Source organism: Bartonella sp. AA168HLJHH, assembly GCF_042197365.1.
Taxonomy (GTDB): domain Bacteria; phylum Pseudomonadota; class Alphaproteobacteria; order Rhizobiales; family Rhizobiaceae; genus Bartonella.
The window spans coordinates 1-22,709 of sequence record NZ_JBHIRS010000013.1 but is presented as its reverse complement, the minus strand read 5'-3'; the positions used below and the strand labels follow the sequence as shown (position 1 = coordinate 22,709).

Below are 22,709 nucleotides of genomic sequence, written 5' to 3'. Positions count from 1 at the left end.
GACAACCTCAGACAACCTCAGACAACCTCAGACAACCTCAGACAACCTCAGACAACCTCAGACAACCTCAGACAACCTCAGACAACCATATGAAAAGCTTTTGAAAAAAAATTCCTCATCGAAAATTTTTACAAGGTATTTTTTTAGATTATACTCTGTTTTCCACCTAAAATGATGATTTTACCACCTAAAACCAAAGAGAAATGCATGTCACCTTGCATGCTGTATCAACCTTTCCCAAAAGGACAAAGCCCACACCGGTCTTTAAATAATGGCAATCAATAAACAATGGTTTGTCAACAATCTGGCTTCTTATCTAACAGATTTGACTTGGCTTCCCCCTTCAAATGCATCCTTGTAATGTATCCCCTGTCCAGAGTTATTCTACAAAAAAATGCTGCGTTAGGAATACGCACAGATGAAAAACACCCCATGCATAAAATTTTAACCACATCTCAAACAATGGTATTTTACAACACAACGGGATAAACTATTGTCTTATAGATTTTCTCGTATCACTCTCATCCTGTTTCAAGAAGTTGCCTGATAAGCACAAAATGCCATCTCAGAGGGTTCAATGCCTCACCATGTACTACAACGCATCGCCAACCTGCTGCTCTTGCCAACAGTGCACCCATTTTGAAAACAAAGAGTGGCTTTTTTCCTACACGCTTTGCCAAAAAAGGGAGCGCTCCATTTTGCTTTTTCTCGCTTTAAATAAACATATCCGTTGACCTCTTTCCGCACCTAAAAAGACGAAGATTTTAGCCCTACATCGGTTTGTAAACAATCCAACTCTTCTGAAAGGATTCCGTCTGCTACTCACTTATATGGTTCACTTGCATGAAAACTCTACGAGCAAATCCTCCCCAGAACATTTGCTAATGTATTAAATACTTTAAGCTATCTTACTGATATCACCACCTTCAATAATAGTGTTTTAATGACGGTACTTTACGCTATAATAGGATAAAATTTACCCATGGGTTTTTTGTCATCGCACAGCAGCGGTTTAAACCCAGCACTTGAAATACTGTATCACGACACCACAAGAGAGAGGCATTTGGGATAAAGTCTTTATTCCTCAGCAAAAAGCGCCATGAATAAAGAAAGGTTTTTTGTTCTCCCCCTACCTTCAATAATCACTGTCTTGATCCTCTAAAGAACAATAGGCAAACTTACCTTTAGACATCCAACAAAGGCAGCACAAAAAATAAAGAGAGTTAAGTTTTTTCTAAAGCGCATCAAAACTTTCTACACAATATATTCAATAAGACTTTTTTTCATAACAAACATTTTAGCATTTTTATCTTTCTCTCCTACAGCTTTCATTCTCAGGCTTTGACAGCATAAACCACCGCCATATTGACGGGGCGTGTTTCATCACCCCCTGTTTTTTGCAACAAGACCTTATGTTCATGCTCTCCCGCAGAATCTGTCAAACAATTTGATCCATACAATACAGCTACGTTTATTGGATAAGCCCTGTTATCTAACTCTATAATCTTTTGTTGAACCTTTGGATAACTATGCTGGTGTTTCCCTGTCGAATCTGTTTTTCCCTCATGGGTATGGGATTGAAAAGACTCTTCTTGTCGGCTTCCCAAGCGACGTCCTTTATCAATTTCTTTTCCACTATCGAGCCCCCGTAAAAACATTCCACGCAAATCGGGAACATTGAATGTTGTTCTCCCGTCTCCTTTTCCCCATGTTTCTCCCAGAACAGCAAAGAGATTAGCATAGTTCCTTCGCGAATATTCTTTACCATCACACAGTAACCATCCAGAGGGTATTTTTTCTGTAGCAAAAGTCCCGATAAATCCAGAAGAAAAAGTTTCAGGCAAAGGAGGAAAGGGCGGAATTTCAGGAAGTTTTATAGTAGGATTGGTTAAAAACCAGCCATCAGCATTTTTTCCGGCAATATCACGCGTATAGACGACTTCATAAAGCCCCCCTTTTTGAATTTCCCCGCCCTTTAAAGGCATAATACCCTCTGGCGTTGCCATATAAGTTGGTCTTGGCGGCAATTGATTTAAAGAAATATTTGTTATTCCTCTGTTGACGCCTTGTGCTTTAAAGCGCACAACAATGCCATCCATATAAGTCTCAAAAAAAGACTTTGTTGCCAAACGAAGTGACGTTCTCTCATTTTTCACATCAACAGTAAACTGTGTTTCAATCACGCCCCCATTATCCAACAAATATTCTTTGATGCGTTGCATCATAGCGCGAGCACTATCATTGACTGTGCTTGGAGGTTGCCCTTCTGCCCAGTTTATACTCTCATCGGCATAAGCATTTTCTGATGCAACAATTGACCAATCATAAATCGAACTCATAGAAGATACTCTTTTTTCAAAAAGGGAAAACGAGCAAAAAATGAAGAAAAGAAAGTCGCAATTTTATTTTTAGATGCCGGTATTTTCTCCATTTTCATTTTTTCCATTTTCAGGCCTATTTTGTCATAATCAACATGCAATAACTTTGTTTTCGCATTGACATAAACAGCTTCAGGGTTCACACGCAACACGTCTTGCGCCATAACGCCCTGATAACGTTGTGGATTTCCCTTATAATTAAAGGTATAAAATGGATATCCCTTTTTCTGCCCCACAGGGATAATATTTTCTTTTGCTCTCACATCACAAAGCCCTAAAATTCCTCCGACCAATCCAAGTACTTGCTGCGCATCACGCAATGGATCTTTTGTCACAGAAGGCATTGTCGTGGATTTTCCTGAAGTCGTTCCGTAATTTCCAGCAGCCTGTGTTCCTACCTGTAACAAACTTTGCAATCGGTTCCAATCTTGATTATCTTTTTCTGACCATTTTTGGCGTTCAGCATCTAAGACATTTTGGCGGTTTATATCTTGAATCATACCCCCTTTCAAAGCATTGCTTTGCACGTTACTCTGTCCTTGATAATAGCTATTTGCCGCATTAACTTGATCATTCTGAGAGCGATCAATCATCTGGTTGGCATTCATCATATTGTTAATATCTTGATTATATTGCTGTGCTGCAGCATTTGTTGCCAAGGCGCCTAACTCATCGGCCAGCACACCAGTATGAGCCCCAGAACCATAACGTCCTGCTCCCGACATCGATTGATTAATTGCATCGGATGTTTTATTCAGAGCATTTTGCAATGCAGTATTAAATTTGCTATTGCTTCCAATCCAGCTTCCCTTAGCCATACCGGAAAGATTTGTAGCGCTGTTGGTTGGGGCATTCAACCATTGCGTTACCGTTGGATTGTTATAAAGCCCTGCTGCTTGTTGTAAACCGGTCAGCGCATTTTTTGTCATATTGCTAAGACCAGCGACTCTGTCTCCCTGATAAACGTTTCCGCCAATTCCTTTATTATAAAGTCCAAGTGCATCAGCACTGGCTTGTTTAAGAATATCAGCCGCCCAAGCAGGTGGAGCATTTGTTTGTGTTGTTGTTTGCACTTGAGGTGTGGTTTTTCTACTCATGGGTTCAGAACCTTTCTATATTGAATAAGATTACGAGAATATCCGTGATGAGCGAGCTTTTTCGCCCATCCAGTTCTTCCAAACATGTGCATTTCTTCAGCATTAATTGTTCGCGCCCATTTTTCGACTTCATCAATCAACTTGACCAATTTCAGCCCTCCCTCTCCAGCAAGATCAGAGAGAACGACGCATTTTTTTCCCGTATGGGTTATTTCAACTTTGGTAATTGCAAAAGCACTAAATTGGATTTTATTTTTTAAGACCAGCCACAATTGTGCTTGTCCGGTAGCGATTTCTTCAGCAATTTTTTCCAGACAAACATCATCCGGAAAGCGCTGAACATATTTTTTCAATGCAGCATTGAGAGCCTCTTGATAGGGAGCTATTTTTTCCCATGGCCACTGCTCTGTCAGATAAGCAGAATATAAATCTTGACTCTCTTGTATCATAATTTTAGCTCTTTTAGCTTTGTCACTCATCTCCCCTCAAATAACATCCCCCTACGCATTTCACGCATTCCATGCCCCCGCACAATAAAAGAAAAAAAGCCCCATTATCCTTTTGTCACAACAAAGAGGGAACTTTCTTCTTTATAAAAATAAACCATGGTGCAGCCTATTTTCCTTTATCGCAGAAAAGCATGAAACATAACGCACCACCTTGTTCTTCATATTATAAAGACACAGCTTATCGCATTGTGCCTTTGTTTATAAAGGTTTGGGAAGCCTATGGGGCATTTGTTCTTTAATAATAGAGGCTTGAGCCTATCGCATGGTATTACAAAAGGGCATGCCTATCGCATGCCTGCCCGCGTCAATTCCACATCAAATCCAGTGACATGAGTCCAATTCACCCCTTCAGGAATACGCAATTTAAAGCGATAAAACCGTGCCCTTGCACGACAATGAATTTGTCCAGTATTATAAGAGGGCTGTTTTTCTGGCAACCAAACAGTTTCCTCTTCAAGAGATTGTCGAAAGCGCATTCCCACAGACAAATAAAACTTTCCACTATTGACTTGAGGCATAATATTTTTCACTCGTGTTATCATGCCATTTGTCTGCCCCATTTCTTGTGATGTCACGACACAAGCCATAGGACACCCAGAAAACGAACCCAGTCTCCCCTGTTGATCAAATGCCCCCAGAATAGGCGATTCATTTTTCCAAGCTTTACTATCAAGAGAAAAGGACAAATCGTCAATATTCTTAGTCACAAAATCAAGACCTTCTAGGGTTGTTCCGGCTAAGAAAATAGGCAATATCATTTTGATATCGACGAGAGCTTTTGTCCATTTTTGCAATCCCCAATCATAAATGAGCAAGATACGTTTATGAAGATTCTCATCAGAATCAACCATCCAATAAACACGATTATACACCCCATCGATAGCAGCAGATAGAGTGTACAGATTATCCTTCCTTGATTTTGCGGTCATCGTTCGATCGACTTTTTCGAACCCAATGGGTATAATCTGTCCCTCATTTGTTATTTGATAAAACCCGCCCTCATCGGCAAAGAATGCTAAATCGCCTCTACAAACAATTGATTCAGCATTTTTTGCGCCTCGTTTATCGTGGATTTTTTGGAAACTAAAAATAATCTTAGAGCCAGGGATAAAAGAACCGGCATAGATTGCAGAACGCATAAAGATAATTGGATTTGTTGTCTCCGTTGCCCCTTGGACGAATCCGCCATCAGGAAAATCTTGATAATCACAACTTTTTTTCCCCACGGTCCAAAATTCAGCATCATTTAATCCAGACCAATGAACCCTTCTTGGATACTCGGTTAATTTCATCAAACAAACGAAATCTCCCCAGACACGAACAATCCCTGCCTGTGGTGGATTTCCTCCTAAATTTCTAAATGTTTTATCATGGTTAATATCAATCACTTGTGGTTTATCATTGGCATTCACAGCAATGATCAAATCACCAAACAAAGCAAAAGACCACGGAGCATCAACATTAGCCAGATAAGGTTTTCCTTTTTGGCTAATATCTTTCCAGTTCATTGTTGTATTATCAAGCAAGTAGATTTTTTCTCTTGTCCCGACAATAATAGAAACCCCATTTTTTGTTTTAACCGCAAGAGTGCCTAAAATTGGCTCCGGACAAGGCTCTGATAAAGGTTCAAAACTTGGCATAGGGATATAGGAGCCATCAGCCGGGAGCACATTAACAAGTTCATCGGTAAAAATTCCATTGATATCCGCCACATCGGGTCGATAATCAGCGATTGGGAAAAAAGCCATCAAGACCCCCATAAAATCTTTGAAGAGCCCAGTGCCATTCAAAACACCAAGGCTTATTGATAAAAAACCACAAAAGCCCTTAAAACTCTAAAGGCATAAAATTCAACAAAATAAACAACCTTAGGTTGTTTAACGCACCAAAAAAAACGATACCATCAATAATGGCCACCCCCAACGCCATCCACCAGCGCCAAACCAAAATCAACTGCCCGCAAATCACCCCCCCACAATGACGGGGGAAAGAGCCATCACCCCCACCCCCCCATAAAATCTTTGAAGAGCCCAGTGCCATTCAAAACACCAAAGCTTATTAATAAAAAACCACAAAAGCTCTTAAAACTCTAAAGGCATAAAATTCAACAAAATAAACAACCTTAGGTTGTTTAACGCACCAAAAAAAACGATACCATCAATAATGGCCACCCCAACGCCATCCACCAGCCCTTCACCATCAACACCCAACGCGTGTATCCAGCCATAAGTGACAAACCAGCCACCAATGACAAACCAACCTTCAACGCCAGCCATAAACGATTTGAAATGAACTTTTTAAAAACGCATTGGGCGAATCTTTGAAGAACCTTTTCGGCGCGATGTTTCAATGCGCAAAGCTTGAAGCTGTTCTTGAAAATCTCTGAAAGAAACGGCGGCATATTCAGGATCTTTAAGAATATTTTTATAAAGTTCATATTTTGCACGTGCTTTAATAAGATCAAAAGCATAAATCAACCAAGGGTTATCATCCTCTTTCAGCTGTTCATCGGCAAAATGAACAGGAGCATAAGAAAGCTGTACAGCTTCCACATGTTCTGGTGTTGGAAAGAGTCCTATTTTTTGATCAAGGTAGGTATAAAAGAATGGCGTTCCTAGCGCAGGATGCATACCATATTGTTGATGCAACACTTCCAAGGGCTTAAAGAACAACTTTGTTGGTGTTGCACTCTTTGTTACTAAAAAGACGCCCTCCAAACTCTTTTCTGCTTCAATAAAAACCCCTTCTTCTTGCCCATACCATGTTTTACCACTTTGTGTTTTAAACGTCCTTTCTCTTTTTTCATTAAAGAAAAAGGGTTCGCGTTCACACAAACGCAAAGCCGTAAAAATTGAATCTTGAATTTGCAGGGAATATTCCGCTGTTGTATCGTCAATTTCATCTTGAATAAGCGCGACCATATAAGCAAAAGTTTTAGAATGGTCTGAATGTGTAAGGTTTAGATTTTGGGGATCAGTGGATAAAGTGGTCATAAGCCTGTCCTTGTTTCTGGAAGCATTTTAAATTTTTCCCCCAACAGATCCCTCTTGTTGGGGGAAGAGAGCAAACATTCGCTTTAAGCGGGCGCTCCATAAGTTGGGATGACGATAGTGCCAAAATCCTGAGCCCCTTGCGTACTTCCTGGCAAGGTAAAGCAAGTTTTTTTCATCCCAATAATGGTTTTTGCCGCGACCCCGAATTCTCTTTCATAGTCGAAGAGTTCTTCCACCAATTTATAGCGTGTTGCTCCTCGATCTTTACCAAAAGCAATCACAGCACTCTGCGCACCAAGCAGAACAGCCCGCCGCACATTTGGTACAGCTTTATTTGCCATCCCAGATTCAACCCCTTCGGTAATATGTTCAGCTTCGCGTAAAACCACACCATTATACATGCCCAAAGACCCATCATAGAGCGGATTTTTGATACGACTTCCACTATAGATTGCCTTAGTAATGTCGAGCCATTGCCCTGCATCTGTATTGGTTCGCAATTGCGTCACTTGGGTTGGATGGAGATAAAGCACATAGACATTTTCACCATCAATCCGCACAGGTCTAATTTTAGGATTTGCCAATTTAGCCCGTTCGACAGCTTTATCAATGAGCTTAAGATCAAAAACATCGTCTTCTTTTAAGTCCTCATCTTTTGCTTTATCATTAGGACGTACCACACGTTTATTGGTTGGTGCCGTTGGCGCATTAAACCCATAATGAACTGGTTTAAGGGTAATCGTGCGTCCTTCAAAGTTAATTGTTTTTGCGGTATACCCGCAAACTTGAATGAAGAACATCATACTCAGACGATCTGCATACCAATCAACCAAACCATTTTTTGCCTCGGTGCGCAAATCATGGAGAATTCGTTGTTGATCAATCGTTCCCTCATTTTTGACACGCACAGCATGAACGAGTTCATTAATTGCCAAGCGATCATTGAGAAACTGTAAAGCTTCTTCATTGCCTTCCAATGTCTGCCCTTCGCTCACCCCATCGCCTAGCAACTGCACACGCAAATTAAAGCTAATAGCATCCCCACTTGCTTTCGTGGTTTCATCCTTTAACTGTACGATACTGTTTGAATCATTTCCAATCAACGGTGCAATTGGAAGTGCTTTTGAGACTTCTTGGTTTAGTAATTTAGACCATGTGCGCACTGCCATTGGGTCATTAAGTCCGATATAAGTTACGGTCATTTTATCCTCTAAAAGTTTTCTTGACATAAAAAACCCGGCAAAGCGCCGGGCGCTCAAAACACCACATTTCATTTCAGATGGTGAATAGGTTGTTCGTGAGTTTTATCTAATTTCTGTTAGCGTCTGCCTCCTCCTTATAAGAGCTCTCCTCACCACATCCGTGCTTTGAGAAATCCCCTCGCATTCTCCTACGCTAAAAGCCTCTTAACGTTCCCGCCCCCCCTCACATTCTTGTTTTTAAAATTCTCTTCCCCCCATTAAACGATTAAAAGCAGCTTTATTTTTAGGATCAGCAACCCAAGCGCTAAACTCTGCTTCTGACATTTTATCAAGCATATCCAAAGAAATCGGCCCATTTGGAGTCAAGCCGTTATAAGCAGCAAGAGTACGTGCAGAATTGTGTCTTTCCTGTAAATTTTCACCCATGTTATTGGGAACATTTGTGTAGCCAATTTTTTGTGCAATAGAGTAAATCACTTCAGCCGGATTTTGATTTTTTTGCGCACAATCGCGCAAGATCTGCTTCAACTCATCACCAATCAACGCATCAATATTTTTGGGATCGGCCATCTCAGGATAGAGCGAAGCACAAGCTGCCAACTGTTTAGCCCTCGTTTCATAAATAAAATCAGCTGCTTGATCAAAATCATGATGCTTTTGTTTAACACTAGCAACAGACTGCTGAAAAAATGCATGCAACTGTTCTGCTTCCAAACCAAGAGAAGGCTGTTGTTTTTCATGTAAAAGCCCTTGTTTTTGGAGTGTTTTTCCCAACCATTGCATATAGCCCATAAAGTCTTTTTGTGGATCTGGCGCAGCATTTTCTCCCCCTTGAACCTTTTTTCCAGCCTTTTGCGAAGAGTCCTGTTGTTGAAGCATTTGCCCTTGAAAATTATCTTCAAGAGTTTTTTCTTCTCTTGCAATTTCACCATTTTCTCCCTCTTGTGTTGAGACCAGAAAATCTTGTTTCAATTGGTTTTGTTCTGCCGGCGTTAAGTGTTCTTGATCCATGACATTAGCCTTCTCTTTTTTTAAACAATAAAATCAAATTTTTCAGATAAAACAGCTCCATAAGCATTTATCCCCTTAATGCTTACCCATCTTTTGGCTCCAACATTCCCCCCAATGCTCTCCACCCCACATGACGGCAAAACTCCCCCTCTCCACCCTACTTTTCCCAACAACACTGCCCTACAAAACAGTTCTTTTAAGAAAAGGGAGCCCATGCACTACAAAAATCGATAAGCCCATTCTGCGCCCACCATTCCCACCATGTTCACCCCACATGACGGGCAAGACTCCCTCTCCACCCTACTTTTCCCAACAGTCCTGCCCTACAAAACAGTTCTTTTAAGAAAAGGGAGCCCATGCACTACGAAAATCGATAAGCAATTTATGATATATGGCGTTTATCAGAAGTCGCGCATGACAAAGCGTCCTATTGTTGAGCCTTTACTGTCTGCAACATCTGCATTATCTGGTCTGCCCCCACATTATTCCCCATCTGCGCTGAGGCATTTTGCTCTTCTTGAAGAGAATTTTGCGCCTTTATCGCAATTTTATGAATGAGTGAGGCTGGTAAAGGTGAATAGCGTAAAAGATCAAGCATAATCTCAGGCGTTGCAAAATTTTGCATCAAAGGAAGCAGTTGCATGATCAGTGCAAAAGTACGCTCTTTTTCATTAAGACTTGTTGGTGCATCATCCACGACAATATCATATTCCAAACTTGTCACCATTTCGCGTGTCAGCGGCACATACTGGGCATTTTCATCACCAGCAATACGAACCAGCCGCCCATCGGACAGATAATTTTGAATAAGATAGAGAATAATTTTTCCCTGTCGTTGCCGATATCGACGCAACCCATCAAAAAAGGAAGCCAAAAGATTAAGTGACGATTGTCGCCGTTGTTGCTCAAGAATGCCAGGCTGATTGACAGCTCGCGTCCCAATAAATTCAGAAGACAACCCCGTCACCTGTTCAAGTGCGCTCTTTGCTTCATTAAACAATTGGAAAAACCCTTGCGGAAATTGTGCCACGGGTTTAGGCTGAATTCTTCCCCCAGACACAGCACCACTTTTCAACCAAGTAATACTATCAGCTCTAGCCCAACTCTCGACGGCTTGTCGATCATCATCAAAAGCATCGCGCTCTGCCATAATTCCGCCTTTTGATTGGCTATTGAGCAAATGCATTACTTGACTAAAATATTTGTTTGCCCACCGTTGAGGATCTTTTGTAGGGCGCACAATTCCATAAAATTGCCGGCTTAACTTATCAAAAGTACCGGTAATACACTCCCATCCCAATTGATTGGGTGGAACCAAGGGCTTATCAGGCGCTTCAAGCAGCTTTCTACCTAAAAATGCCCGTTTGACAATTTTTCTGTTCAACCTTGTTGCTTGAACATGAGGAAAGGTTTTGCTTAAATTTTGGAAATCCTGCTCTGAATAATCGACAAACTTTCCACTTAGAGGCTCGAGAACTTTATAAACCACCTCGCGTTCAAACCAGCGACATTCTACCAATGTCACCATTTTAGGACGTTGATAGCCGCTCCCCTCTTCTCCTTGATACCCCCTCTCGGACTGATAACTTTGTGTCATCCCATCGCTGGTTGAATGTAAAAAACTCTGATGTTTAACCCAATCAGCATTAAGGTCACTCCAATGAACATTGGGAAACATTTCCTGCGCCACAGCAAGGGGTTTTTCATCAATATACCATAAGCGTTGAGCATCAATAAGATTAGACTTGACAGCACTTGCATCCCACACCATTTTCATAGGATCCAGCCGCGCAATGATTGGTTTTCCTTGGGGATCTTGTTCATAATCAAGGCGTGTATCTGTCCAGCCCATACCGCAAATAATTGCATCTTGAAAGGCATCGGAATCTTCGTATTCCCCGTCGGCTTCATCGCGAAACCATTCGGCTGCTCCTGTCAAAATCTGGTTTGCAAAGGCAGCCCCTTCTTGTCGTGGAATAAATTGCACTTGCCTTTTATTATTGCGCTCAGCCCCAATCACGGCATTAATTAAAGGCGCAATACGGTTAAAAGTCATCACCGGTCTGTTTTGTTCGTGCAAGACAGCCAAGTCTTGCTCATTCCATTGCCGTCCATTATAAAAATCGTAATCTTCCTGGGCATTTTTTCGCCATTTTTCGACATGATCAATATCATCCTGATACCAACCCACGAGTTTTTTAAAGAGAGCTTGATTTTCAAGCGTTTCGATTTGATTAAAAGAAGAATCTGTAGAACTATTCATTAAAAAGCCATCCATGAAGTTTGAGAATGGTGAAACGAGCGATAAGGTTTTTTTCGCGCTTTAGCATTTGGTTGTTCATAAGCCACACACATCAGTCCAAAGGCATCGGCCCCATGGCTAGCCCAATCATGTTCAGCCCCTAGTCCGATATTGCGCTGTTCGTCGCGCTTTTCATGATACCAAGCAAGCGCTTTTCTCCCCGCACATGTCGTTTCACGATTAAACCATAGTGCAGGAAACAACCGCCGTACGGCTTCGATACGCATTTTCACAGCACCTGTTCCTTGGTTAGGAATTATTTTGGTTTGAAAACCGGCTTGTTGAAGGGCACTGTCAAAACTCACATTATAGACACGATCTTTTGTTGCACCATCATGAGGCAAGACCATAAGAGCCTTTTCATATCCCCTTTGAAAGACCCAGCCCACATGCTCTGAGAGAGGTTGTCCTTGGGCTTCATAATAATCGAGCACTCGGATTTCACGTCCAACAAATTGCGCCACCCACAATGCGGTAGCATCAGCCTTTGCTCCTGTTCCCCCGATATCCCAAAAGATTCTCACCTGCATCAAAGGATCCCGTGGAACAGTGGTAATCCGCCCTTCCATTTCGGCTTCCAGCAGGCATTTCTGATAATAAGCCCCTTGGACAGCTTGGAGATATTCGCCTTCCCAAATATGGTTATACTGCTCTGGTCTTTGCTGCAAATCGTCCATTCGATCACGATTGAGTTTTTCAGGAAATTGCGGATTATCACGCCAATTGATTTCCACCCCTTTGATATGAGGATTATCGACATTTCGGAAACGTTTTTCCACGGCTGCATTTTCATGGCATGGGTTCCATGTGACCCATAATTCTGCATTCCAATCTTTTCCTTCTTCGCGCAAAGTTGGAATAAGTGTTTGCCAAGCAGTTTCTGTCACGGGCTCGGCTTCATCGACCCAACAAAGGAAAACGCGTCCCATTGATTTAATACTTGCGATATTGCGATCAAGCCCAGCAAACACATAGACAATCCGTCCATCTTTTGACTTAATATATTTATCGCCGATTTCATAATAGTCTTGTAAAAAAGGATAAGACTCGATAGCGCGTTTAATTTCCTCCAAAGAACTTTCATTAAGAGAATTTTGAAATTGCCGTGCACAAAGAATAATCCCGCGTTCTCCAGCCATTCCATGGCGATATCCCACCACAGCCGACATCAAAGCAAAAGAACGTGTTTTTCCAGAACCGCGTCCTCCCCAAGCGGCTCGCACATCGGCATTTCCAGTAAAAACAGGAATAAGCTTTGGAATAAGAGCCACTTGAGCCGTTTTCTGCTCAATTTTTTGAGAAGTTTTCTGAACAGTTGTCATTATAAATTTTCATACTTTAGCAATAATTGCGCTGCACCCTTTTGCTTATCCCAAGTTTAATGATCCCAGAGCAATTGAACGAAAAGAGCAATTGAACGAAAAACGCCTTTCTCAAAAGCAGCGCTTTATCTTTTCTTCATCCTAATATTCAATAAATTTCACTTTTTTGCATGAGATCCCCTTGACCCCACCTATGCGCCCCAACGTCCTTATCCCCCCCAAAGATCATTATCTCCCCAAAGGTCCCTATTTCCCCAACACCCCCCCCTCAAACACCGCGCCTGTCATCCCCCAACCCACAAGCAAGGTATCCTCCCCAACCAAATCATAGCCTCAGCACATGGCTCTCAGGCATATCCAAAGCCCAACATCCTCCAATATCATGCCTCTCAAGCATCACCAATCCTCACACTTTATCCCCCAAGATACCCCCACCAAAACACATGCATCAGGCAAGCATAACACTTCTCTCAAGTTTCATGCCCCTCACCCATCAAAACACTGTTCCATATCCACCACACAAATACCCTGCACCAAATTCCCTCCAGCACACGGGCCCTTACGGCATCATTCACCAAAGCCCCTTCCCAATATCACGAGCGCCCACAAACACGATAGCCTCCGCTTCAATCCCCTCAAGATAGGCAATCACCAAAGCAGCCCCCTTGCAAGACATCACCCCACATCACCCACCTCAGCCTAACATTTTTCAATATCACAAGCCTCAGTTATCGAGGTATCATGCTTCTCCGGTTCACTATTTTTTGCATTCACTGGTACAATCTCAATACGCGAAACTGTTTTTGATATCTCCACACCTTCAATAACGAGAAAAAACCAAATCTTCACCAGATGCCCAAAACAGCAAATATCATCAAGCACTCCCCAACATCTTTCAGGTATCGCGCCCCTCACGCATCGCCATAAAAGCATCTTGCCGGCCCCTCTTCAAACAGACCACCCCAGACGCCATGTACCCCCAAAAAACACCATATGCACCGAAGTCTCCTCCAGTCCACGTCCTCATGCTTCCCCCACCAAGGCTTAACAACGTCACAGCTCACACGCCTAAAACACACGCCCCTCACCGCAATTTCAATCATAAGCTTTCAGACAAACATCTAGCATCCCCGTTCAAAGACAATATCCCTTAAACATCATGTGCCCAACCCAACATTTTCTCGTAGCTTCAAGCCTCAGTTGCCGAGGGATCATGCTTCTCCGGTTCGCTATTTTTTGCATTCACTGGTACAATCTCGATACGCGAAACTGTTTTAACCTGCCCTTCTCCAGCCCCCTGAAGAGGCAACACTTTTGCCAACAGCGAAAAAAAAGGTACGGGATTATTCAACGCATGATACTGAAGATAAGACACCAGCCCATCTTCACCATAGTGATATCCAGCCTGCTCCGCCGCTGTCAAAAGAGCTTCATTAAATCGCTTTGTTGTTTTATTTAAAGCCCCTTTTTTCCGCCCTCTTCGACGTAAGGGAAGACAATGTTCATCTACCATCATCATGTTCCTTCCAACTAAAGAGAAACCAAAACCTCAAACACAAAAAATGACATAAAAATCAGCAACAAAATTTGCCAAGCATTCAACAATTAAAAAAAATTGGACACACCCAAAAAGATAAGAGCCCACATAAAGCCCAAATCCTCCGCATAATTTTACAGATTCACATTTTTACGCTTTTACATCATTACAGAACGCAGCCAAACGAAACGCTCAAATCACTACCCCGCACCGTTCTGTAAACACGGGTCTGTCAACAAGCTGATTTCTCGTCTATCAGATTTCCCTGCTGATTATTTCATATGGCTATCCCACACTTCAAAGAATGGTGTTTCATCAAACACGCCAGATAAGCTCTGATCTACAATTCGACTTCAAAAAGCAAATTTTCCTCTGCTGAATAAAGCTTCCACCCCGCACCGGTTTTAAACTATCATTCAACCTTTTACCCAATAAATTCCCCTACTAACATCAGATTACCGCCCCCCCAAACATCCCTATTTTACAATATAACAGACTAGAAAATCTTTTAATTGTTCTTGCCAATCCCTTGAAATTACTTTATCACTCAAAGGATATTTTGATCGTCCACGCAACGATCAATAAGGGATAGTAAAGCCCTAAGCTCTAGCGTAAGAATGAACCCACTTTGTGGGTGTCCCGGGATTCCGGGAGTTTTTGCTATGTCCAGGTGTGATAAGCACTAAAAGCAAAAATGCTGACTAGAGCTCAGTACTTTACTACTCCCGGAATACCAATGCGAGGGCGCTCGCAACCGGAGGGGAGCTTGAAGTGCAAACTAAAAATTCACATTTCAACGACATTTCAATAGGTAAAAAGATCCGTCATAGAAGAATTTCAATGGGACTTTCTCAAAAGGAATTAGGAAGCTATTTAGGTGTCAGTTTCCAACAAATCCAGAAATACGAAAAAGGATCTAATCGTGTAAGCGCGGGGTGTTTGCTCGAAATTGCTAAAAAACTAGAGGTTCCTATGAACTTTTTTTATGCGGACCTTTTAACAGCAGATATTCCCACAAAAGAACATGCCTTACACCACGATCAAGACACATATAGCGAAAAAGAACACGCCCTTTTAAAAAACTTTAGAGAACTCGAAGCGAAAAAACAAAAAGCAATTTTGTGGTTAATTTCTGATTAGACAAAAGGCACCCGTCAACATCCCTCGCCAATATATCCAACACCCTTAAAATATAAGCTTCAGATCACAACACTTCAAAGAAGGCAATTTTATCAGACAAGACAGATAAGCCCTGCCCTAAAATATTCCCTCACACACTTTTCTCCAGTCAACGCGATTTATACCCCTCTTCATCCCAGCTTTCCCCGCTCCATTCACAAATGCGTCCCCTAGTTCTCCGACCACATTCCATGTCAAGACAAAAGCATACAACGCATAAATCCTTCACTTCACTTTTACGTATTCACGTTTTTACGCTTTTACATCTCTACAGAAAGCAGTCAAACGAAATTTTTCCCCCAGCATCTTACACTGCGTTGTCAAGAATCCGACATCTTGTAGCAGTTTCCTCCTACCAACCCCACTCAGACAGATCAGCACACCATACCCCTCAAACAACGGATTCAATAAGCAAGCCTTTTCTGAATATTCTTACACCCATCCCTCTCCAACACAAAGAGCGAAAGCTCCTACAAATACCGATCAATTCCGCTTCGAAGCAAAGCCCCCACCCAAAAGACAAAGCTTCACACACACCAAAAAGCTTCTCCCACAGCGCCAATTTTCACATTCTGCATCCTAGCTTTCGACTTCATTTGCAGACTCGTTCCCCAGTCCTTTCCCCCCATTCCATGCCAAGACAAAAGCATACAACGCATAAATTCTTCACTTCACTTTTACGGATTCACGTTTTTACGCTCTTCTATCTTTACAAAAGGCAGCCAAACAAAATTTCCAAACTAACCCACCACTCAATAAACAAGAGTCTGTTAACAATCCCACTTTTTATCGAGCACATTGCATTTGGGCAACCACCTCTCACCACCCCTCAAAGAATACTGTTTCACCAGACACGGACAGATAACCCCTACCCTCCAATATCCAGACACTCTCACAAAAAGCACCTTATTGATATACCCGAATTATTGATATGCTTGAAGGTCCCTCGACGGCATATCCTTGCCTCTAATGCCTCCATCTCACCCTACCTCAAATGACAATATTTTACAGCATAAGGCATAAGGCATAAGAATATAATGAGATAATTTTTAAGATACAAAAAAATGCTCTCATTTTCCAAACCTTTTAATTGTTCTTGCCAATCTCCTGAAACTACTTTATTGATAGTTCTGTGTTTTTGATCGTCCACGCAACGGTCAAATAGGGAGTTGAAGCCCGAAAACTCAAACGTTAATTTACCCCACTTTGTGGGTATCCCGGAGTTCCGGGAGTTTTTGCTATGTCCAAGTGCTTGTCAGCACTAAAAGCAAAAAGCTGATTTGAGTTCAGTGCTTTCAACCTCCCGGAATACTCATGCGAGGGCGCTCGCAACTGGAGGGGAGCTTGAAGTGCAAACTAAAAATCCAGATTTCGCACTTTTTTAAAAAGTACCCAATCTTATAGTCTTTGAAATTATTTTGATTTTTCTTGCCAATCTTCTGAAATTGCCTTATGAATTGATCTGTGTTTTTGATCGTCCACGCAACGGTCAAATAGGGATTTGAAAGCCCGAACGCTCAGTACATAAATTTATCCCGCTTTGCGGGTATCCCGGAATTCCGGGAGCTTTTGCTATGTCCAAGTGCTTGTCAGCACTAAAAGCAAAAGGCTGGCTGAGCTCAGTGCTTTCAAACTCCCGGAATACTCATGCGAGGGCGCTCGCAACCGGAGGGGAGCTTGAAGTGCAAACTAAAAATTCACATTTCAATGATATTTCAATAGGTAAAAGAATCCGCCATAGACGCATTTCAATGGGACTTTCTCAAAAGGAATTAGGAAGCCATTTAGGTGTCAGTTTCCAACAAATCCAGAAATATGAAAAAGGTTTAAATCGTGTAAGCGCGGGGTGTTTGCTCGAAATTGCTAAAAAACTAGAGGTTCCTATGAACTTTTTTTATGCGGACCTTTTAACAGCAGATATTCCCACAAAAGAACATGCCTTACACCACGATCAAGATACCACCAGCGAAAAAGAATACGCCCTTTTAAAAAACTTTAGAGAGCTCAAAGCGAAAAAACAAAAAGCAATCTTGTGGTTAATTTCTGATTAGGCAAAAGCCCATCAATCGACATCCGTTGCCAATATTCCCCTCAGCCTAAAGCCTTGCCCGCCTGATACCACCACATCTCAAAAAACGGTTTACGACACCGGTTTACGACATCATAGGATAACAAACTTCAAAATAGGATAAAAACACCAAAACCTTGGAAAAACATCCCCACCCCTCTCACAGAATCTTATCAAAAGATCTCATCTGATTTAAACGCACAATTCCGATTGTATCATTATGATACCTTTTTACATTTACCTTGTCAAGTTTTTATATTTTTCTTTTGATATTTTTGTGTTTTTCTTTAAGGGAGCCACATCCCTCAAAACACCTTTTCTGCAAAATGCCCCTCATACAAAACACAATGTCTAAAACAACAAGAGCTAAAATAGGATTTTTCCTAAATAGGCTTTCATTGTATTGCTCATTCACCCACTTATTAAAAAAAACACCTCTCAATGCTTCTCACACCCATTTCACGGATATCCCCATACAAATATAGATGCAACTATAATTGTTAAGCTCCGCATAGAATATAAACGCCAACCACAATTTTTCTCTCTTCACATCTCTTTACACATCAGCTCTGCAATCTGTTTACAGCTATTCCCCACACACTCTTCTCCAGAAAACGCACTTCAACAACACTCTTCATCCCAACTTTCTCCTCCATTCACGAAGACACTTCCCCCAATCCTCGCACCACATTCCATGCCATGATAAAAGCTCTCACAAAGCACAAATCCTCCGCTTCATTTTACAGATTCACATTTTTACGCTTTTACATCTTTACAGAACGCAGCCAAAGGAAACTCCCAAACCACCACGCGACAATTTGATAAAAACAAAACACCTTTCCAACAATCTCAAACAACAGATTTCTGTAAAGAGTTCATATGAATTTGATTGTTTAGATCTCACTATTAGATTGGCATATAGAGCCGTAGAACAGAAAGTAATTTTCTATAAGACAGAAACGATAAAAGCGCTATATAACTGAGATAGAACATGAAGGATTGCAAACAGATAAAACGACATCTTTCTTCGTTACAACACTGAAATTGTAAACGAGACGACGAATAACTGTCATCTGAATATGCAATTTTCATATCTGCAAATTTTTATTGATTAATTCAATCCCAACACTTCCCCTGAAACACATTTCTTCATTATCTACTTTTTTGAGACAAACCGGCAAAGGGGTTTCATCGATTATAAGTGCGGATATAATAACGCGTTACTCCAACCTCATCATAAGAAACCATAGACATGATACCTGTCTTTATTGGCGTTATTTGATAAGTCAAGATTACACCATTTTGCTGTTTGTTTGGTTGATCTGTATAGATCACGTTATATCCATTCCGTCGCAAGAGATCAATAAATACAGGAGTAAAGTTGTCTTCTGTTTTATTTTTTTTCACAATAAGTGTTGTTGTAGCGGGCGGTAAAGGTTTTTTAAGATTACGAACAAAATCGTTAGCAATTAATTTTACATCATCTTTCGGAATATTTGGACTGACATAACTTGATGAATAATTACTGATAGATGCACAACCAGCCACCAATACAAGCGGTAACGGAAATAAATATTTTGACATCTTAACTCCCCTATTAATTGCATTCTCTTCTGAGAAGCTCCTACACCAGAAATAAGAGCCTCCTTTCAAAGAATAGCCTTAACAACATACTGCTTTACTATCAAGCATTAGTTAATCACTTTCTCGCTTGTTAAAAAAACGACCACCATCTCTCATAGTACTCAAAGCTTATGTTTAAGACACAAAATATATATGTTAAAAGTACGAAAAAACACATGTAAAGCATGTAGTATACATATAGTATATGTATACTTACTTTCATGGTGTATTGCATTACATAAACCAACGCACAGCACCCTTCATTTCCCCTCCATTCACGAAGACACTTTCCCCCAATCCTTCTCACCCCTCCATATCATGACAAAAAACACGCACAATATATAAACCACAAATCCCCACTTCACTTTTACAGATTCATATTTTTACGCTTCTCCACATTTACAGAACGAAGCCAAGGAAAGCTTCATCCACCCCGTACCACTCTATAAACAACGGTCTGTAAAGAATTCAAATGCTTGCCTAGCAAGTTTCCACCAATGACCACTCATTCGTTTCAGATCACCCCCTTCAAAGAGCGGTGTTTTTACCTCATGAATAAGATAATGAGCGAACCGTCTTTAGAAAAAAGAAACGGCATGGAGATATAAAATATATCAATGGTCGTCATCGACTGTCGTGTTAAGAGGTGTTAACTCTTTATTTTTCTTAATTTTTACAACGCCAATAATTCCCGTGGAAATAATTAATGCGGACATCGCTAAAAAAGAGCTTAACAATCCCATGAGTGCCAAAAGTCCAGCAATAAAGCCAGACATTGCTTCGGCAGAGTTCGCTAAAGTTGAAAAGGTTCCAAAACTCTTACCAAAATCTTCACGACGAGAATATAATTGAATAGCTGAGACTAAACCAATATCCACAAAGGCACCAATAAATCCTAGAACAAATGCTAACACGAGAAGGAATTTTAAATAAAGTCCAGCAGCTAAGGGCATAACAAACAGAATAACCCCATAAAGAAGCCAAAATATCATGAGCTTCAACGATGTAATATTTAATATAATTTTACTATATAACAAACCACCAACAATAGTCCCAACAGCCATGAGAGAAAAAATATAACTCACAAGGCTCTCCTCTCCCCCCACAAAAAGAACAAAAGCTGGAATTAAAAATCTTAAAATAGCACCCGTAAAGAGAATAGCAAACGACGATCCAACGAGCGTAATAAATAAATTATTATTTTCTGTAGAAATATATTTAAGATATGAAGCTGTTTCTCGATAAATTTTTATAAAATTGAATGATTTATTCTCGCTTGAATTTAAATTCATGAGATTAAATAACACGATAATAGATATAAAATAGGTAAAAAAATCAAAAATGAGTACTACCGATTTATTTGCTAAAAAAAGCAGTATGGAACAAACCAAAGGGCCAATGACGGCTGCCGTTTCCATGATAATTTGAGCAATGCTATTGGCCTTTGTAAGATCTTTTAGTGAAAACATTCTGGGAATAGCAGCTTGAAAACTTGGTTGGAAAATACTTCTTCCTATCGTTGTACATATTGCTGCAAAAATAAGAACAATGATATGTGCCGTACCTGTTATATAAGTTATAAAAACAAACAATGAAGCTAATAATCTAACAACTTCACTTAAGATCATATTTTTCTTCAAAGAAAAATTATCCGCTAACCAACCGCCTATAGGGCCAAAAAAGAGAAAAGGGATAAATCGAAAAAAATACACAAGACCTGTAAAAAAGGTGTTATCTGTTAATTCTAAGACCAGTAAAATAAAAACAACTTCATAAGCATAATCACCAACTTTGGAAATAAAGAGAGAGCAAAAAAGAGCTAATGGACTCTTTTTTAAAAACAAATTCATATCAACCATCCGATATTAAACTTTGCTACACTTAAAGTTACACTTCCTTCGCTACAATTGGTGATATGAACTTCAGAAGAGTCTTTTATTCTAATAAATCGCTTAATAAGTTAAGTGAAAACTTTTAAAGAAATACTCCTCTTGATATAAGCATTTACTCTAATATCAAGTAATATCTTAAAAAAGAAAGAATGTAAAAATTATGAGATCACAATCTTCCATATTATTACATTGACCTCCACCCCACGTCTCAAAGAATGAAAATTCCCAACCAGCACTAGTCTACAATCCCACAATAAAAAGCAACTTTCCCCACAAAATAAAGCTTACACCCAACCACTTCTCAAACGATAGCACGTCATCAGGCTCGACAAATCAAGCCCTATCTCCTTAAAAACCGCCATCCTTCACGCATCTCTTTGCAACACCGCCTTACCCACACTCTCCCCCTATCCATGCGCACTCTCTTCATCCTCCATTCCTCCTTTTTCTCTCCCATCACACACTTAACAACTTAACAGCACTCTTCCTCTAAACTTCCATTCACGAAGACACTTCCCCCAATTCTCGCACCACATTCCACGCCCCCAAAAGCCCAAAGTGACCAAAAACACGCACAATATATAATCCACAAATCCCCCCACTTCACTTTTACAGATTCACATTTTTACGCTTTTACATCTTTACAGAACAAAGCCAACGAAAAGTTCACCACCCCGCACAGCTCTATAAACAATAGTCTATAAACAAACCCAGCTTTTTGCCTAGTACCCTTACAATCTTCAGCCCCCCCCTCAAACGACAGCACTTCATCAGGCTCAACAAATCAAGCCCTATCTCCCCTCGCCATCCTTCACGCATCTCTTTGCAATACCCGCCTTACCCACAAACTCTCCCTCCTATCCATGCGCACTCTCTTCATCCTCCATTCCCCCTTTTTCTCTCCCATCACACACTCACAACTGAACACCCCTCTTCCTCCTAGCTTCCCCCTCCATTCACGAAAACACTTCCCCCCAATTCTCGCACCACATTCCATACCATGACCAAAAACACGCACAATATATAAATCCATAAATCCCCCACTTCACTTTTACGGATATACGTTTTTACGCTTTTACATCTTTAAAGAACAAAGCCAACGAAAGGTTCACCACCCCGCACCACTCTATAAACAATAGTCTATAAACGAACACAGCTTTTTGCCTAGTACCCTTACAGTCTTCAGACACCCCCCTCAAACGACAACACTTCATCAGGCTCAACAAATCAAGGCCTGCCCTCAAATATTCTAGCTCTTCACACCCCTTCAAAGAGCAGTGTTTTATGGCATAAATAGAATAGAAAATTTTTGATTTTTCTTGCTAATCTTCTGAAATTACTTTATCACTTAAAGTGTAATTTTGGTCGTCTACGCAACGATCAATAGGGATTAAAAACCCGAAGACTTGACACATAAATTTATCCCGCTTTGCGGGTATCCCGGAATTCCGGGAGATTTTGCTATGTCCAGGTGCTTTGGCACTAAAAGCAAAAAGCTGAGTCAAGTCAGTGTTTTTAACTCCCGGAATACCAATGCGAGGGCGCTCGCAACCGGAGGGGGGCTTGAAGTGCCAACTAAAAATCCACATTTTATCG

19 protein-coding genes are annotated in these 22,709 nt (G+C 40.9%); 2 read left to right on the top strand and 17 right to left on the bottom strand.

Annotated features, from left to right (window positions below):
• Positions 1–1,334: 1,334 nt before the first annotated feature.
• The 14 genes from ACFINM_RS07610 to ACFINM_RS07545 form a co-directional block, all read right to left on the bottom strand.
• On the bottom strand, positions 1,335–2,339 hold the full coding sequence (locus ACFINM_RS07610; RefSeq protein WP_375641009.1) for a phage tail protein: 1,005 nt from the start codon (positions 2,337–2,339) through the stop codon (positions 1,335–1,337).
• Positions 2,336–3,475, bottom strand: a complete 1,140-nt coding sequence (locus ACFINM_RS07605; RefSeq protein WP_375621456.1) for a tail fiber domain-containing protein — start codon at positions 3,473–3,475, stop codon at positions 2,336–2,338. The genes ACFINM_RS07610 and ACFINM_RS07605 overlap by 4 nt, the downstream gene beginning before the upstream one ends.
• Positions 3,472–3,954, bottom strand: a complete 483-nt coding sequence (locus ACFINM_RS07600) for a hypothetical protein (protein ID WP_375621457.1) — start codon at positions 3,952–3,954, stop codon at positions 3,472–3,474. Before ACFINM_RS07600 ends, ACFINM_RS07605 begins: the two co-directional genes overlap by 4 nt.
• Before the next feature lie 314 nt (positions 3,955–4,268).
• Positions 4,269–5,732: a hypothetical protein gene (locus tag ACFINM_RS07595; RefSeq protein ID WP_375641008.1), complete on the bottom strand. Its 1,464-nt coding sequence runs from the start codon at positions 5,730–5,732 to the stop codon at positions 4,269–4,271.
• Positions 5,733–5,811: 79 nt separating this feature from the next.
• Complete coding sequence (locus ACFINM_RS07590) at positions 5,812–6,024, bottom strand: hypothetical protein (protein ID WP_375641007.1); 213 nt, start codon at positions 6,022–6,024, stop codon at positions 5,812–5,814.
• Positions 6,025–6,065: 41 nt separating this feature from the next.
• The gene (locus ACFINM_RS07585; protein ID WP_375641006.1) at positions 6,066–6,260 is read right to left on the bottom strand and encodes a hypothetical protein; all 195 of its coding nucleotides are present in this window, start codon (positions 6,258–6,260) and stop codon (positions 6,066–6,068) included.
• A 21-nt stretch (positions 6,261–6,281) separates the two neighbouring features.
• A complete protein-coding gene (locus tag ACFINM_RS07580; protein WP_375621460.1) occupies positions 6,282–6,977 on the bottom strand; it encodes a hypothetical protein in 696 nt (231 codons plus the stop codon).
• A gap of 83 nt (positions 6,978–7,060) precedes the next feature.
• The gene (locus ACFINM_RS07575; protein ID WP_375641005.1) at positions 7,061–8,179 is read right to left on the bottom strand and encodes a N4-gp56 family major capsid protein; all 1,119 of its coding nucleotides are present in this window, start codon (positions 8,177–8,179) and stop codon (positions 7,061–7,063) included.
• 237 nt (positions 8,180–8,416) lie between these two features.
• Entirely contained in the window at positions 8,417–9,190 is a 774-nt protein-coding gene (locus ACFINM_RS07570) for a hypothetical protein (RefSeq protein ID WP_375630218.1), read from the bottom strand.
• Between the two features lie 427 nt (positions 9,191–9,617).
• On the bottom strand, positions 9,618–11,468 hold the full coding sequence (locus tag ACFINM_RS07565; protein WP_375613657.1) for a portal protein: 1,851 nt from the start codon (positions 11,466–11,468) through the stop codon (positions 9,618–9,620).
• Positions 11,453–12,814: a PBSX family phage terminase large subunit gene (locus tag ACFINM_RS07560; protein WP_375641004.1), complete on the bottom strand. Its 1,362-nt coding sequence runs from the start codon at positions 12,812–12,814 to the stop codon at positions 11,453–11,455. The genes ACFINM_RS07565 and ACFINM_RS07560 overlap by 16 nt, the downstream gene beginning before the upstream one ends.
• Before the next feature lie 699 nt (positions 12,815–13,513).
• Positions 13,514–13,729: a hypothetical protein gene (locus ACFINM_RS07555; protein WP_375641003.1), complete on the bottom strand. Its 216-nt coding sequence runs from the start codon at positions 13,727–13,729 to the stop codon at positions 13,514–13,516.
• Positions 13,710–13,841 carry a hypothetical protein gene (locus ACFINM_RS07550; protein ID WP_375611677.1) on the bottom strand — a complete coding sequence of 44 codons (132 nt, stop codon included), beginning with the start codon at positions 13,839–13,841 and terminating at the stop codon, positions 13,710–13,712. Before ACFINM_RS07550 ends, ACFINM_RS07555 begins: the two co-directional genes overlap by 20 nt.
• A 162-nt stretch (positions 13,842–14,003) precedes the next feature.
• The gene (locus tag ACFINM_RS07545; protein ID WP_375613662.1) at positions 14,004–14,327 is read right to left on the bottom strand and encodes a hypothetical protein; all 324 of its coding nucleotides are present in this window, start codon (positions 14,325–14,327) and stop codon (positions 14,004–14,006) included.
• A 795-nt stretch (positions 14,328–15,122) separates the two neighbouring features.
• Between ACFINM_RS07545 and ACFINM_RS07540 the strand changes: the two genes are divergently transcribed.
• Both ACFINM_RS07540 and ACFINM_RS07535 read left to right on the top strand, forming a co-directional pair.
• Positions 15,123–15,491 (top strand): helix-turn-helix domain-containing protein, encoded by a 369-nt coding sequence (locus ACFINM_RS07540; RefSeq protein ID WP_375641002.1) that lies wholly within the window; start codon positions 15,123–15,125, stop codon positions 15,489–15,491.
• 1,721 nt (positions 15,492–17,212) lie between these two features.
• A complete protein-coding gene (locus ACFINM_RS07535; RefSeq protein ID WP_375641014.1) occupies positions 17,213–17,581 on the top strand; it encodes a helix-turn-helix domain-containing protein in 369 nt (122 codons plus the stop codon).
• Between the two features lie 1,205 nt (positions 17,582–18,786).
• Here ACFINM_RS07535 and ACFINM_RS07530 read toward each other — a convergent pair.
• The 3 genes from ACFINM_RS07530 to ACFINM_RS07520 all read right to left on the bottom strand — a co-directional run bounded on the left by ACFINM_RS07530 (position 18,787) and on the right by ACFINM_RS07520 (position 22,146).
• Complete coding sequence (locus ACFINM_RS07530) at positions 18,787–19,182, bottom strand: hypothetical protein (RefSeq protein WP_375641001.1); 396 nt, start codon at positions 19,180–19,182, stop codon at positions 18,787–18,789.
• 653 nt (positions 19,183–19,835) lie between these two features.
• A complete protein-coding gene (locus tag ACFINM_RS07525; protein WP_375641013.1) occupies positions 19,836–21,071 on the bottom strand; it encodes an MFS transporter in 1,236 nt (411 codons plus the stop codon).
• 853 nt (positions 21,072–21,924) lie between these two features.
• Entirely contained in the window at positions 21,925–22,146 is a 222-nt protein-coding gene (locus ACFINM_RS07520; RefSeq protein ID WP_375641000.1) for a hypothetical protein, read from the bottom strand.
• Positions 22,147–22,709: the final 563 nt, after the last annotated feature.

Bases quoted from the DNA above. Each gene is read 5' to 3' on its own strand.
- ACFINM_RS07610 (WP_375641009.1), bottom strand. From the start codon at position 2,339: ATGAGTTCGATTTATGATTGGTCAATTGTTGCATCAGAAAATGCTTAT.
- ACFINM_RS07605 (WP_375621456.1), bottom strand. From the start codon at position 3,475: ATGAGTAGAAAAACCACACCTCAAGTGCAAACAACAACACAAACAAAT.
- ACFINM_RS07600 (WP_375621457.1), bottom strand. From the start codon at position 3,954: ATGAGTGACAAAGCTAAAAGAGCTAAAATTATGATACAAGAGAGTCAA.
- ACFINM_RS07595 (WP_375641008.1), bottom strand. From the start codon at position 5,732: ATGGCTTTTTTCCCAATCGCTGATTATCGACCCGATGTGGCGGATATC.
- ACFINM_RS07590 (WP_375641007.1), bottom strand. From the start codon at position 6,024: ATGGCACTGGGCTCTTCAAAGATTTTATGGGGGGGTGGGGGTGATGGC.
- ACFINM_RS07585 (WP_375641006.1), bottom strand. From the start codon at position 6,260: ATGGCTGGCGTTGAAGGTTGGTTTGTCATTGGTGGCTGGTTTGTCACT.
- ACFINM_RS07580 (WP_375621460.1), bottom strand. From the start codon at position 6,977: ATGACCACTTTATCCACTGATCCCCAAAATCTAAACCTTACACATTCA.
- ACFINM_RS07575 (WP_375641005.1), bottom strand. From the start codon at position 8,179: ATGACCGTAACTTATATCGGACTTAATGACCCAATGGCAGTGCGCACA.
- ACFINM_RS07570 (WP_375630218.1), bottom strand. From the start codon at position 9,190: ATGGATCAAGAACACTTAACGCCGGCAGAACAAAACCAATTGAAACAA.
- ACFINM_RS07565 (WP_375613657.1), bottom strand. From the start codon at position 11,468: ATGGATGGCTTTTTAATGAATAGTTCTACAGATTCTTCTTTTAATCAA.
- ACFINM_RS07560 (WP_375641004.1), bottom strand. From the start codon at position 12,814: ATGACAACTGTTCAGAAAACTTCTCAAAAAATTGAGCAGAAAACGGCT.
- ACFINM_RS07550 (WP_375611677.1), bottom strand. From the start codon at position 13,841: ATGAGGACGTGGACTGGAGGAGACTTCGGTGCATATGGTGTTTTTTGG.
- ACFINM_RS07545 (WP_375613662.1), bottom strand. From the start codon at position 14,327: ATGGTAGATGAACATTGTCTTCCCTTACGTCGAAGAGGGCGGAAAAAA.
- ACFINM_RS07530 (WP_375641001.1), bottom strand. From the start codon at position 19,182: ATGTCAAAATATTTATTTCCGTTACCGCTTGTATTGGTGGCTGGTTGT.
- ACFINM_RS07525 (WP_375641013.1), bottom strand. From the start codon at position 21,071: ATGAATTTGTTTTTAAAAAAGAGTCCATTAGCTCTTTTTTGCTCTCTC.
- ACFINM_RS07520 (WP_375641000.1), bottom strand. From the start codon at position 22,146: ATGGATTTATATATTGTGCGTGTTTTTGGTCATGGTATGGAATGTGGT.